This window comes from Streptomyces silvae (genome assembly GCF_016745505.1).
In the GTDB taxonomy this organism is placed as follows: domain Bacteria; phylum Actinomycetota; class Actinomycetes; order Streptomycetales; family Streptomycetaceae; genus Streptomyces; species Streptomyces silvae.
Genome location: NZ_JAERUC010000175.1, coordinates 1 through 12,871, shown reverse-complemented (window position 1 = coordinate 12,871; position 12,871 = coordinate 1). Strand labels below are relative to the sequence as shown.

General features: G+C 72.9%; 10 protein-coding genes. 5 read left to right on the top strand and 5 right to left on the bottom strand.

Annotation, left to right across the window (positions count from 1 at the left end; genetic code table 11):
- Positions 1 to 3: 3 nt before the first annotated feature.
- Both JKV81_RS27830 and JKV81_RS27825 read right to left on the bottom strand, forming a co-directional pair.
- The gene (locus JKV81_RS27830; RefSeq protein WP_129261699.1) at positions 4 to 537 is read right to left on the bottom strand and encodes a tripartite tricarboxylate transporter TctB family protein; all 534 of its coding nucleotides are present in this window, start codon (positions 535 to 537) and stop codon (positions 4 to 6) included.
- Positions 534 to 1,517, bottom strand: a complete 984-nt coding sequence (locus JKV81_RS27825) for a Bug family tripartite tricarboxylate transporter substrate binding protein (RefSeq protein ID WP_099178091.1) — start codon at positions 1,515 to 1,517, stop codon at positions 534 to 536. Before JKV81_RS27825 ends, JKV81_RS27830 begins: the two co-directional genes overlap by 4 nt.
- Before the next feature lie 90 nt (positions 1,518 to 1,607).
- Here JKV81_RS27825 and JKV81_RS27820 point away from each other — a divergent pair, with 90 nt between their 5' ends.
- The 4 genes from JKV81_RS27820 to JKV81_RS27805 all read left to right on the top strand — a co-directional run bounded on the left by JKV81_RS27820 (position 1,608) and on the right by JKV81_RS27805 (position 6,124).
- Positions 1,608 to 2,348 (top strand): response regulator, encoded by a 741-nt coding sequence (locus JKV81_RS27820; protein ID WP_099177935.1) that lies wholly within the window; start codon positions 1,608 to 1,610, stop codon positions 2,346 to 2,348.
- Positions 2,349 to 2,475: 127 nt separating this feature from the next.
- Entirely contained in the window at positions 2,476 to 4,050 is a 1,575-nt protein-coding gene (locus JKV81_RS27815; RefSeq protein WP_202078339.1) for an alkaline phosphatase D family protein, read from the top strand.
- Between the two features lie 97 nt (positions 4,051 to 4,147).
- A complete protein-coding gene (locus JKV81_RS36400) occupies positions 4,148 to 4,939 on the top strand; it encodes a hypothetical protein (RefSeq protein ID WP_236057935.1) in 792 nt (263 codons plus the stop codon).
- A 141-nt stretch (positions 4,940 to 5,080) separates the two neighbouring features.
- The gene (locus JKV81_RS27805) at positions 5,081 to 6,124 is read left to right on the top strand and encodes a lytic polysaccharide monooxygenase auxiliary activity family 9 protein (protein ID WP_129261701.1); all 1,044 of its coding nucleotides are present in this window, start codon (positions 5,081 to 5,083) and stop codon (positions 6,122 to 6,124) included.
- A gap of 51 nt (positions 6,125 to 6,175) precedes the next feature.
- Here JKV81_RS27805 and JKV81_RS27800 read toward each other — a convergent pair whose 3' ends face one another.
- The 3 genes from JKV81_RS27800 to JKV81_RS27790 form a co-directional block, all read right to left on the bottom strand.
- Entirely contained in the window at positions 6,176 to 7,060 is an 885-nt protein-coding gene (locus JKV81_RS27800) for an esterase/lipase family protein (RefSeq protein WP_129261703.1), read from the bottom strand.
- Between the two features lie 158 nt (positions 7,061 to 7,218).
- Positions 7,219 to 8,217: a DNA polymerase Y family protein gene (locus tag JKV81_RS27795; RefSeq protein WP_129261705.1), complete on the bottom strand. Its 999-nt coding sequence runs from the start codon at positions 8,215 to 8,217 to the stop codon at positions 7,219 to 7,221.
- Positions 8,214 to 11,672, bottom strand: a complete 3,459-nt coding sequence (locus JKV81_RS27790) for a DNA polymerase III subunit alpha (protein ID WP_129261707.1) — start codon at positions 11,670 to 11,672, stop codon at positions 8,214 to 8,216. Before JKV81_RS27790 ends, JKV81_RS27795 begins: the two co-directional genes overlap by 4 nt.
- Positions 11,673 to 11,827: 155 nt before the next feature.
- On the opposite strand from JKV81_RS27790, the gene JKV81_RS27785 reads away from it, so the two are divergent.
- On the top strand, positions 11,828 to 12,871 hold a 1,044-nt coding region (locus tag JKV81_RS27785; protein ID WP_202078337.1), incomplete at its 3' end, for a DUF3533 domain-containing protein.

Sequence of the window (12,871 nt, the reverse complement as noted above, 5' to 3'; positions counted from 1 at the left end):
CGGTCAGAGCACCCCCATCAGCGGGCCGCCCGGGAGGGGCACCCCGAGCAGGTTGTCGAAGACGAAGTAGGTCACCAGGGACAGTCCGGCCGCGATGAGCGGATCGCGGTCGTGGTGGCGGCTGCCGAGCGCGTAGGCGGAGCCCCAGAAGAGCAGGGCGCCGGAGATCGGGAAGCCGAGCGGGCCGATGAGGGCGGCGAAGGCGAGGAAGACGCCGGTGAGCAGGGCGACGGTGCGCCGGTCGGCGGGTTCGTCGAGGTCGACGTCCTCGCCGGCCTCCGCCTCGCCGCGGCCGCCCCGCAGGACGTCGACGGCCAGCAGCACGGCGACGGCCAGCAGCCCGATGCCCACGGCGACGGGGACGGTCTTCGGGCCGACGGGTCCGCGCTGGGTGATGTCGACGCTCATCGTCAGGGCGTCGGTCAGGACGAGGACGCCCAGCACGAGCAGCAGGACGCAGACGCCGAGTTCGGAGTGCTCGCGCAGCCAGGTGCGCGCACCGGCGGACCGGGAGGGTGTGGTGGTCTCGTCGCTCACAGTCCCAGCTCCTTGAGGACGGTGGCGACCCGGCGGTCCTGGCCGTCCAGGAAGTCACCGAAGTCGTCACCGGTGAGGAAGGCGTCGTCCCAGCCGTTCTTCTCCATGGAGTCACGCCACTGCTTCGAGGCGTGCAGCTCGCTCACCAGCCCGACGAGCTTGTCGCGTTCGGCGTCGGAGAGTCCCGGCGGGGCGACGATGCCGCGCCAGTTGGTGAAGTCGGTGTCGAGGCCGGCCTCGCGGAGGGTGGGGGCGTCGAGGCCGGGGACCCGCTTCGGGCCGGTGACGGCGAGCAGCCGCAGCTCACCGGCCTCGATCTGGTCGAGGTACTCGCCGACGCCGGAGACCCCGAAGCCGACCTTGTCGCCGAGGATCGAGGCGAGCAGCTCGCCGCCGCCGTCGAAGGGGATGTAGTTGACCTGCTTCGGGGCGATCCCGGCGGCCTTCGCCATCAGCATGGGGGCGAGGTGGTCGGGTCCGCCGGGCGAGGAACCACCGCCGACGGGGATCTTCCCCGGGTCCTTCCTCCAGGCGGTGAGCAGCTGGTCGATCGTCCGGTACGGGGAGTCCTTGGCGACGACGACGATGTCCTGCTCCTCGGTGAGCCGGGCGATCGGGGTGGTGTCGGCGAGGGTCTTGGGCGACTTGTTGGTGTGGACGGCGCCCACGACACCGAGGCCCATGGACATGGCGAGCTTGCCGTTACCGCGCTCGGCGACCAGCCGGGTCACACCGACGGTGCCGCCCGCGCCAGGCAGGTTGAACACCTCGATGCCATGGGTGAGCCCCGCGTCCTCGGCGTTCTTCGCCGCGGTGCGCGCGGTGATGTCGTAACCGCCGCCGGGTGTGTTGGGGACCATGAAGCGCAGTCCGGGGATCTGCGTGCCGGTGTCGGAGCCGCTGCCGGTGGAGAGCAGCGGGGGCCCGACGACCACCAGCAGCGCTGCCCCGAACAGGGCGAGGGGAGTGCGCAGTCGCACCGGGTGCCGCCTTTCGAGCCGTCTGTGGACGCGTGTGAGGTGGCCCACATGTTGCCTCCGCGTTAACGAGCTGTCGCCGTTCCGGAATCAATGGACGTTGTGGTCGTTGTGGTCGCGCCCTACGGTGTCGGCGTGACGAAAGTGCTGGTGGTGGACGACGACTTCATGGTCGCGAAGCTGCACAGCCGGTACGTGTCCGCATTGGACGGGTTTACGGTCGTCGGCGTGGCCCACACGGGCGCCGAGGCCCTGCAGGCGGCCCGCCGGCTCCGCCCCGACCTGGTACTGCTCGACGTCTTCCTGCCCGACATGGACGGGATCCAGGTGCTGCGGGAGCTGCGCGCGGCGGAGGAACGCGACGGGGACGCCCACAGCGCGGACGCGCTCTTCATCACGGCGGCGCGGGACGCCGGGGTGGTCAGGGCGGCGCTGCGGGCGGGCGCCCTGCACTATCTGATCAAGCCGTTCCACCGCACGGCCCTCCAGGAGCAGCTCCAGCACGTGGCCTCGCTGCGCAACCGTCTGGACGCGCTGGACGAGGCCCGGCAGGAGGCCCGGCAGGAGGATGTGGACCGTATCTTCGGCACCCGCCCTCCGGGCTCGCGCGAGCTCCCCAAGGGCCTGGCGGCCCACACCGCGGACCTGGTGGAACGGGTCCTGCGGGAGCACCGGGACGGTCTGTCGGCGTCCGAGTGCGCGGAGGCGGGCGCCCTGTCCCGGGTCAGCGCGCGCCGCTACCTGGAGTACTTCGCGGAGACGGGGCGGGCCGAGGTGTCGCTGCGCTACGGCGGGACGGGCCGGCCGGAGCGCCGCTACCGCGCGGTGTCCTGAGCCGCTCACCGCATAGCTGTCCTGTTCACGTATCGCTCGGTCCCCGGCCATGCGCTGCGTGTGAACATGACATCAACGCCCGGGAGCGTGTCCGAGGTTGGCGCAGACAACCGAGGAGGACGTACCCGTGGTCGCGAATTCCGTGTCCCGCAGGCAGATGTTCGGATTCGGCGGGGCGGCAGCCGCCGCGCTGATGCTCGGGACGGGGGCGTGGGAGGCGCAGTCCGCGTTCGCCGCACCCGCCCTGAAGGGTGACCCGTTCACCCTGGGTGTCGCCTCGGGCGACCCGACGTCGGACGGTGTGGTGCTCTGGACGCGCCTCGCTCCCGAACCCTTCGCCCAGGACGGCCTCGGCGGTATGCCGGCGAAGCCCGTCCGTGTCCAGTACGAGGTGGCGCTGGACGAGCGGTTCCGCCGCGTCGTGCGCCGCGGCAGCGTCGTCGCGACCCCCGAACTGGCCCACTCCGTCCACCCCGAGGTGCACGGGCTCGCCCCCGACCGCACGTACTGGTTCCGGTTCAGGGCCGGCTCGGCGATCTCCCCCGTGGGCCGTACGCGCACCACCCCGGCCCCCTCGGACTCGCCGCGCGAGCTGAAGTTCGCCTTCGCCTCCTGCCAGGCCTGGCAGGACGGCTACTTCACCGCGTACCACCACATGGCGCAGGAGGACCTGGACCTGGTGGTGCACCTGGGCGACTACCTCTACGAGTCCGGGGTGAAGACGAACAAGCGCGGGGTGGTGACGGACCCGAAGTTCCACACGGAGACCCTCGACCTCGCCCGCTACCGTCTCCAGTACGGCCTCTACAAGTCCGAGGCCCCGCTGCGCGAGGCGCACGCGAACTTCCCGTGGATCATGACGTTCGACGACCACGAGGTGGAGAACAACTGGGCGGGCGAGACCTCCGAGAACGACGAGGACCCGGCGACGTTCCTGCTGCGCCGGGCCGACGCCTTCCAGGCCCTGTACGAGCACGCGCCGCTGCGCCACACCCAGCTGCCGAAGGGCCCCGACGTACAGATGTACCGCCGGCTCCCCTACGGCCGGCTCGCCGACTTCACCATGCTGGACACCCGTCAGTACCGCGACGACCAGCCGTGCGGTGACGGTACGTCGGCCGACTGCGACGACCGCTTCGACACGGACAGGACCCTGCTCGGGGCCCGGCAGCGGGACTGGGTCCTCAAGGGGTTCAGCCGCTCCCGGGCGCGCTGGCAGATCCTGGGCAACCAGGCCCCGATGGGCCAGACCGACCAGGACCCCGGTCCGGGCACCACGGTCTGGATGGACCCGTGGGACGGTTACGTCGCCGAGCGCAACCGGCTGCTCGCCGAGGCGGACACCCGTGGGGTGCGCAACCTGGTCGTGATCACGGGCGACCGCCACCAGAACTACGCCTGGGACCTCAAGCGCGACTACGCCGACCCGGAATCGGCCACCGTGGGCTCGGAGTTCGTGGGCACCTCGATCACGAGCGGCGGCGACGGCGCGGACATGACGGCCCAGGGCGAGACGTTCCTCGCGGCCAACCCGCACATGAAGTTCTTCAACAACCAGCGCGGCTACGTACGCGTCACGGTGGACCGCGAGCGGTGGACGAGCGACTTCCGCGTCCTGCCCTTCGTGACGAAGCCGGACGCGGGGATCAGCACGCGGGCGAGCGTGGTCGTGGAGGACGGGACGCCGGGCGTCCAGGTCTGACACCGCACGGTGACCGCCGCCGGGCCCCCGCCTCGGGGCCCGGCGCCGCCGCCGAAACCGGGTGTCCGTACGGCAACGGCCGTGCCAGCATCGCCGCATGACCGATGACGAGGAGCTGTACGCCTCCGACCTGCTCGGCAGACGGCTGCTGGGGGTGACCGCCGAAGGGGGCACCCCGGCCCGGCCCTCGCGGCTGCGGCTGCACGTCGAGGAGGTGGGGGCGGTGCTGCTCCGGGCGGCCGGCCCCGGCCTGTCGCTGAGCGCCGACCCGGGCGCGGGTGCGGGCGCGGGCGACGGTGTGGGCATGGGTGCGGACGCCGTCCCGGTGACGGGGGCCCAGGGGTGCGCCCCGGTGCGCCGGTTCGTGGGGCAGCCGATCCGTTCGGTCCGGGAGGTCCGCCACCGGGACGGCAGGGTGGACCGGGCCTGCGGTCTCGCGTTCCGCTTCGCCGACGGCGGGTTCCGCGTACTGGTCCTCGACGGGGAGCTCGTCCTCGCGCACGACCGGCTCCCCGGTGCCGTCGAGGAGCACCTGCACGAGGACGTGACCCTGGCCCAGGTCGTCCGGACCTGTCTGGCCTCCCCCTCGCAGTGGGACGCCTGGACCACCGACGGCCAGTATCTGTACCTCCGTTACCGGCACGGCGAGGGCAGCGTCGACCAGCATCCGAGCGAGGACACCGACACCTGGGACGTCGGCGACGGCTCGCGGCTCCTGACCATGTGGGACGACGGGACCGACGGCGGCGAGATCGCGCTCCCCGACTTCCTCGCGGCGGCCGGTCTGCGCCTGGCACCGGACGCCGAGGTCTCCGTCCTGACCTCCTGGCGGTACCGCTCGGGCCGGGCGTGGGCCGCCCCCGGCGAGGGCGCGTCCGGGGCTACCTGAGCCCTCGCCTAACCCTTCCTTAAGCGCGCCATAACGATCGCCACCTGCGTCTTCTCCCGCCCGGATCCGGTCCCGGAGGCGGCTAGCTTGCTGATCACCAGTCCTGGTCAGAAGCCGTGCCGCCGAAGGAGAACCACCACCATGGCCGTCATCACAACCGCCCGCCGCAAGGTCGCCGGAACCGTCGTCGCGCTCGGCGTCGCGCCGCTCGCGCTGACCGGTCTCTCCGCCGCCCCGGCCGCCGCCCACGGTTCGCTGAGCGATCCGGTCAGCCGGGTCTCGGCCTGTTTCGCGGAGGGGCCGGAGAGCCCCCGGTCGGCGGCCTGCCAGGCGGCGGTGGCGGCGGGCGGGACCCAGGCGCTGTACGACTGGAACGGCGTCAACATCGCCAACGCGGCGGGCAAGCACCGTGAGCTGATCCCGGACGGCAAGCTGTGCAGCGCGGGTAACGACAAGTTCAAGGGGCTCGACCTGCCGCGTGCCGACTGGCCGTCCACGCCCATGAAGGCGGGCAGCCACACCTTCCGGTTCCGCGCGACCGCTCCGCACAAGGGCTCGTTCGAGCTCTACCTGACCAAGGCGAGCTACGACCCGGCGCAGCCCCTGAAGTGGTCGGACCTCCAGGAGAAGCCGTTCGCCACGGCCACCGACCCGACGCTGGAGGACGGTTCGTACGTCTTCGACGGCACCGTCCCGGAGGCGTCCGGACGGCAGTTGATCTACACGGTCTGGCAGCGGTCGGACTCCCCCGAGGCCTTCTACGCCTGCTCCGACGTGGTCTTCGGCGGTGGGAGCGGCGGCAGCGGTTCCGTCGCGGCCGTCCCGGAGCCCGCCGCGTCCGCCCCGTCCGAGGCGGAGATCGACGAGGGCGCGGGCAAGTCGTCCGTCGAGCACGGCGGACACGGTGACGACGACGCCGCGACCGGCGCGAAGGTCACCGAGGCGGCGCCGGCCGCGGAGGGCGCGGAGACCGGCGGTTCCCCGGCGAACGCCCCCGAGCCGAACAGCGTCGCCGCCTCCTCCGCCGCGGCCGCGGCGCCCGGGGACACGGCCCTCGCCGAGACCGGTGGCAGCAGCAGCACCTCGTACCTGGCGATCGGCGGGGCCGCCGCGCTGGCGCTCGGCGCGAGCGCCCTGTTCGTCTCGGTCCGCCGGCGGGCCGCGGGCGGCGCGCACCGCGCCTGACCGGTGACCGACGGGCCCCCGGGAGAACACCCGGGGGCCCGTCGGTGCGTGTCAGCCGATGACCGAGGCGCAGGTGGTCGGGGAGGCGTGCGCCGGGTCGAGGGCGTTCGCCACCTCGTGGAAGGCGATCCGGTCGATGGTCCCGATCGCCACGTGCTCGGACAGGTCCACCGGGCACAGGTCCTGGAGCAGGACGTTGCGTACGTTCGGACCGTCCAGGTACTGCGTGCGGTACGGGGTGACGACCTCGTCGTAACGGGTCGCGATGACGGTGTAGCGGACCCCGGGCACGGTGTCGCCGCCCGCGTTGAGCTTCGTGATGAACGCGGAGCCGGCGACCTGGTCGGCGAGACCCGGGGTGTTCATCGTGAGGAGGTCCTCGACCCCCGGGAAGTACGGCAGCAGCCTGGTGAGGCCCAGGAGCGTGGTGCCGTGGTTGTCGGGGGCGATCCCGACCAGGGCGTTGACCTTGTCGGCCCCGCCGAGGAACTTCAGGTAGTAGTTGGGCATCATGCCGCCCTGGGAGTGGCCGACGAGGTCGGCCTTCGGCGCTCCGGTGGCGCCGAGCACCTTGTCGACGAAGACGTCGAGCTGGCCGGCCGACTTGTCGATGGGGCCGAGCCCGTTGAAGAACGGCACGCCCGGGAGCTGGCCGTAGTCGAGCGAGAAGACGCAGTAGCCCCGGTTGACGAGGTACGGCGCGAGGACCAGCCAGTTGTCGACCGAGTTCCCGAAGGTTCCGTGGACGAGGACGACCGGGCGGGGATGGGCTGCGGAGGGTTTGCAGGAGTAGTCGTTCCATCCACGGGACGGAGCGGCGGCTTCCGCCGCGGTCGCGGTCGCCGCGGGGGCGACGAGCGCGGTGACGGCGAGGAGGAGGGCGGCGAGGGTGCGACGGGCGCGTGGGGAGCGCCGGGCACGGGTCCAGGGCAGCATCGGTTGATCTCCTTGCGGCTCAAGGGAGTTGCGATGTCGGTGCGCCCTGTGGTCCGGACCACAAGTGAGATACGTCTCTACGTGCTCATGCCAAGTTACGCACGGGTAAGGACGCAGGGGAAGTTACGCGTCGGTAAAAAGATGTGGGACCGCCGGTGTCAGGCCGCGAGCCGTCCCGGCTTCACGGCCTGCGGTCCGAACCTGGCCCGCAGCCTGTCGGACACCGCCTCGATCCGCCGCGCCCGCTCGTCCACCGGGTCGAAGGTGAGCTGGTGGGCGGCGCGTTCCGCGTCGTGGAGCCCTTCCGCCCGCAGCCCGATCCCCCGCACCCGCGCCCGCTGCAGGGCGAACGAGTCCTGGATCCGGTACGCGAGCGAGGTGAGCGCCGCCGAGTGGGCGGTGGGTTCCGGGAGCGTACGGCTGCGGGTCAGCGTCGCGTAACCGGTCCGGTCCGCGTAGCGCACGGAGACCGCGAGCGAGCGGCAGACCTGACCGTCGCCGCGCAGCCTGGCCCCCAGCTCCTCGGTGAGCGAGAGGAGCGCGCGGCGGTGCTGCTCCGGGTCCAGTTCGTCGCGGGGGAAGGAGCGTTCGGCGGCGATCGACCGGGCGGCGGCGTTCGGCACGACCCGCGTACGGTCGATGCCGTTGGCCCGCTCCCACAGCTCGCGCCCGGTCCGTACACCGGTGATCCGCTGCAGGGTGGCGAGCGGTGCGGCGGCTATCCGGCCGATGGAGTCGAGCCCGTATCCGCACAGGGTGCGCGCGGTCGCCGCCCCGACGCCGTCCAGCGCGGCGGCGGGCTTGGACGCGAGGAAGCCGGCGTGCTCCCCGGGGGGCACCACGAAGGTCGTCCCGGCCGTCGCCTGCCGTGCGGCCATCCTGGCCAGCATGGGGTTGGAGGCCGCTCCGATCGCGCAGTCCACGCCGTGCAGAGCCAGCGCGCGCACCCGGATCACGGAGGCCAGACCCGCCGCGTCCTGCCCGAAGTAGCGCAGGGCGCCGCTGACATCGGCGAGCGCGGCGCCGGGCGGGGCCGCCTCGACGACCGGGGTGAACGCCCCGAGGAGGGCGAGGAGTCCCTCGTAACCCGCACTGTCCGGCAGTCCGCCGCCGATCCGGCGGAACCGCAGGCACAGGACGGCAGGCCGGTCGCTCATCCCGCGCTCCCCTGGCTCTGATGCCACAGCTTCCTTCCGGTGGGCGTCCCTTCACCGGCCGGCTGGAGATCGGACCACGGGTTCATCTCGTAACCGGTCGGCAGCTGGATGCGGCGGCCGTCGTCGGCTTCCTCCTCCTCGCCGGAGGCGGGCTCCTCCGCCAGCCGTGCCGCGACCGCGTCGAGGCCGCCGGTGCGCCGGAGTTCGGCCAGCTCCGCCAGGTTCCAGGCGGCCGAGCCGACCACGCTCAGGCTGCGCGCGCCGCGTCGCTGGACCACCCCGCGCACGAGCAGCAGCCAGGAGTGGAAGACGGTGTGCGCGCAGGCGGCGTGGCTGTCGTCGAAGAAGGCGAGGTCGACCAGGCCCGTCCCGTCGTCGAGGGTGGTGAAGATGACCCGGCGCCCGGAGCGGACCGGCGGGGTCTGGGTGGCCACCTTGGCGCCCGCGACCAGCACGGTCTCCCCGTGCCCGGCCTCCCGCAGTCGCTTGGCGGAGATCGCGCCGAGCTCCTCCAGGAAGGCGTGGTGATCGCCCATCAGATGACGCGACACATCCATGCTGAGGACGCCCAGCTCGGCGCTGAGGCGTTCGGCGTCGTTGAGGTCGGGCAGCCCGACGGTGCCGGTCCGGTGCCCGCCGCCGAGCGGGAGCTGGGCTCCCGCCGCGCCGGAACCGGAGCTCCGCTGGGCGCGGTGCAGCTCGGACAGGTGCAGCAGCAGATCGCGGCGGTTGGCGCCGAAGGCGTCCAGCGCGCCGACCTGGGCCAGCCGTTCCGCGGCCGGCTTCCCCGGCCTGGCCCGCTGCCAGAAGTCCAGCAGCGAGGTGTAGGGCTGCCCGGCCTCGATGCGGGCGACCTCGGCCTCGCTGATGCCGTGGACGTCCGCGAGGGCCAGCCGCAATCCCCATTTATCACCGTTGTCGCCAGACACCAGTTCGATCCGATGGGTGGCGGCCGACCGGTTCACGTCCAGCGGCAGCACCGGCACCCCGCGCCGCCGCGCGTCCGCGAGGAGCAGCCGCTTCGGGTACATCCCGGGGTCGTGCGTGAGCAGCCCGGCGTAGAAGGCCGCCGGGTGGTGCGCCTTGAGCCAGGCCGACTGGTACGTCGGCACGGCGAAGGCGACCGCGTGCGCCTTGCAGAAGCCGTAGCTCCCGAACGCCTCGATGATCTCCCAGGCACGGGCGATCACCTCGGCGCCGTACTTCCTGCGCGCCGCCCGCTCGGCGAACCAGACCCTGATCCGGGCCTGCGAGTCGGGGTCGGAGAGCCCGCGCCGCACCCGGTCGGCCTCACCGCGCCCGCAGCCGGTCATGATGTTCACCATCTCGATGATCTGCTCGTGGAAGACGACCACCCCGTAGGTGTCGCGCAGCGCCTCCTCCAGATCGGGATGGGGGTAGCGCACGGGCGCGCGGCCGTGCCTGGCCTCGATGAACGGCCGCACCATGTCGGCGGCGACCGGCCCCGGCCGGAACAGCGAGATGTCGACCACCAGGTCGTGGAAGGTGGCGGGCTGGAGCCGGCCCACCAGGTCGCGCTGGCCCGGCGACTCGATCTGGAAGCAGCCCAGCGTCTCGGCGCTCCTGATCAGCCGGTACGTCTCGGGGTCGCCCTGCGGTACGGCGTCCAGGTCGACCTCCCGCCCCGAGGCCCGCTTCACCTCGGTCACCGCGTGCGCCATCGCCGACTGCATCCGTACGCCGAGCACATCGAGCTTGAGCAGCCCGAGGTGCTCCACGTCGTCCTTGTCGAACTGGGACATCGGGAAGCCCTCGCCGCTGGTGGGCATGACCGGGGTACGGCGCAGCAGCGCGCCGTCCGAGAGGAGCACCCCGCACGGGTGCATGGCGATGCCGCGCGGCAGGGCGTCCAGGGACTCCACCAGGTCCCAGAGCCGGCCGTACTGCTCCTTCCGCCCGGCCACGGCGCGCAGTTCGGGCAGTTCCTCCATCGCGGCACGGGCGTCCCTGGCCCGGATGTGCGGGAAGGCCTTGGCGAGCCGGTCGGTCTCGGCGGGGTCCATGGAGAGCGCGGCGCCGACGTCGCGGATGGCGTGGCGCACCCGGTAGGTCTCGGGCATGGAGACGGTCGCGACCCGCTCGGCGCCGAAGCGTCCGATGATCGCGCGGTAGACGTCCAGGCGGCGGGCCGACTCCACGTCGATGTCGATGTCGGGCAGCACGAAGCGCCGCTTGGACAGGAACCGCTCCATGAGCAGCCCGTGTTCGACCGGGTCGGCGTGGGCGATCCCGAGCAGGTGGTTGACCAGGGAACCGGCTCCGGATCCGCGCGCGGCGACCCGTATGCCCATGCTCTTCACGTCGTCGACGACCTGGGAGACCGTCAGGAAGTAGGAGGCGAAACCGTGGTGGGCGATGATGTCCAGCTCGCGGTGCATCCGGTCCCAGTAGTCGCGCCTGCGGTCGTAGCCGCAGCGCACCATGCCCGCGGCGGCACGGGAGGCCAGCACCCGCTGGGCGGTGCGCCGCCCGGCGCCGACGAGGTGCGGTTCGGGGAAGTGGACGCTGCCGATCCCCAGGTCGTCCGCCGGGTCGACGAGGCAGGCGTCGGCGGTGTGCCGGGTCTCCGCGAGCAGCCGCTCCCCCGCGTCCCGCCCGAGCCCCGCGGCGGAGGCGATCCGCCCGGCGGTCTCCCGCATCGCGCGGGCGTCCTTGAGCCAGCGCTCCCCGCTGTCGAGGGGGGAGCGGCGCGGGTCGACGGGGACGAGCCGGCGGGCCGAGTCGAGTACGTCGGCGACGGGGCCCTGCCCGGGGTCGGCGTACCGGACGGCGTTGGTCAGCACGGCCCGCACCCCCTGCTCGGCGGCGAAGCCGACGGTACGGGCGGCGAGCCGCAGCGATCCGGGTCCGGTGCCCTCACGGCCGTGGTGGACGGCTTCCAGGCGCAGGGCGTCGCCGTAGATCTCCCGCCAGGGTGCGAGCAGCGCGGCGGCCCGGTCGGGCCGGCCGGCGGCGAGTGCGGCGCCCACCTCGGAGGCGGGGCCCAGCAGCACGGTGAGCCCTTCGGCGGGCAGCGCGTCCCGGCCGACCAGGGGCTGCCCGGCGTCCGGGTCCCCGGCGCCGGGGGCGTGGGCGGCGCTGACCAGCCGGCACAGCTCGGCCCAGCCACGGGCGCCGTCCCGGGCGAGGAAGGTGACCCGGGGTGCGGATTCATCGACAAAGGCACCTCCGCGGACCGGGGTGCGCGGCTTGTGCGTACGCCCCGCCCCGCCGGTCTGCGGCGCTACCGCGAGCTCCGCCCCGAAGAGCGGCCGTATCCCGGCCTCCTCGCAGGCCCGGGCGAAGCGGACCGCGCCCGCGAGGCTGTCGCGGTCGGTCAGCGCGAGGGCGTCCATCCCCCGCTCGGCGGCACGCTCGGCCAGCCGCTCCGGGTGCGACGCCCCGTACCGCAGGGAGAACCCCGAAACGGTATGCAGATGCGTGAACCCTGGCATCCGCACCTCCTGGACCGATCCGTACTCACCACCCCTCGCTCTCCACCATAGACCAAGTTTCGAACGTTCGTACGATAACCGGGGCCGGGGTCACCTCTCCGCCATTCGGCCCGCTCCCGCCTGCGCGAACGGCGCACCGCCCTGACCGTGGGGGCATGACTTTCGCTGACGAGGTGAAGAGCGCCGTCACCACACGGGCCGCGCTGCTGGTCATCGGCGTACTGGCGCTGCAGCTGCTGTTCATCGCCTCCTACGTCGGCGCGCTGCACAGGCCCGACCCGACCGATGTCGCCTTCGGGGTCGTGGCCCCGAAGCAGACCTCCGGACAGGTCGTCGCCCAGCTGGACCGGCTGCCGGGCGGCCCGCTCGATCCGCGCGCGGTCGCCGACGAGGGCGAGGCCCGCCGGCAGATCGAGAATCGCGACCTCGACGGCGCCCTGATCGTCAGCCCCACCGGATCGACCGACACCGTGCTCGTCGCCTCCGGCGGCGGGACCGTCCTGGCCAACACCCTGGTCAAGATCATCAAGGAGGCGGACGGCCCCCGGGGGCGCACCGTGCGGACCGTGGACGTGGCCCCCGCCTCCCCGGGCGACTTCAACGGCCTCTCGTCCTTCTACCTGGTCGTGGGCTGGTGCGTCGGCGGCTACCTCTGCGCCTCGATCCTGGCGATCAGCGCGGGCGCCAAGCCCGCCAACCGGCAGCGCGCGGTGATCCGCACCGGAGTGATGGCGCTGTACTCGATCGCGGGCGGGATCGGCGGCGCGATCATCATCGGCCCGATCCTCGGCGCGCTGCCGGGCAGCTTCTGGGCGCTGTCCGGCCTGGGCGCGCTGATCGTCTTCGCGGTCGGCATGATCACGCTCGCCCTGGAGGCGCTCACCGGGATCGTCGGCATCGGCCTGGCCGTCCTGATCGTCGTGATCGCGGGCAACCCGAGCGCGGGCGGCGCCTTCCCGCTGCCGATGCTGCCCGACTTCTGGCGGGCGATCGGCCCGGCCCTGCCACCGGGCGCGGGGACCTGGACGGCGCGCTCGATCGCGTACTTCAGGGGCAACGCGGTCACCGGCCCCCTGCTGGTGCTCTCGGCCTGGGCGGTCGTGGGCACGATCCTGACGCTGCTCCTGTCGATGCGCCGCCGGGACACGGACGGCGGGGGCATGGGCGACGGGGGCATGGGCGACGGGGGCATGGGCGGC

What these genes read in the sequence shown, in the direction of transcription:
- JKV81_RS27820 (WP_099177935.1), top strand. Translation starts at nt 1,608, where the DNA reads ATGGACGTTGTGGTCGTTGTGGTCGCGCCCTACGGTGTCGGCGTGACG.
- JKV81_RS36400 (WP_236057935.1), top strand. Translation starts at nt 4,148, where the DNA reads ATGACCGATGACGAGGAGCTGTACGCCTCCGACCTGCTCGGCAGACGG.
- JKV81_RS27805 (WP_129261701.1), top strand. Translation starts at nt 5,081, where the DNA reads ATGGCCGTCATCACAACCGCCCGCCGCAAGGTCGCCGGAACCGTCGTC.
- JKV81_RS27800 (WP_129261703.1), bottom strand. Translation starts at nt 7,060, where the DNA reads ATGCTGCCCTGGACCCGTGCCCGGCGCTCCCCACGCGCCCGTCGCACC.
- JKV81_RS27795 (WP_129261705.1), bottom strand. Translation starts at nt 8,217, where the DNA reads ATGAGCGACCGGCCTGCCGTCCTGTGCCTGCGGTTCCGCCGGATCGGC.
- JKV81_RS27790 (WP_129261707.1), bottom strand. Translation starts at nt 11,672, where the DNA reads ATGCCAGGGTTCACGCATCTGCATACCGTTTCGGGGTTCTCCCTGCGG.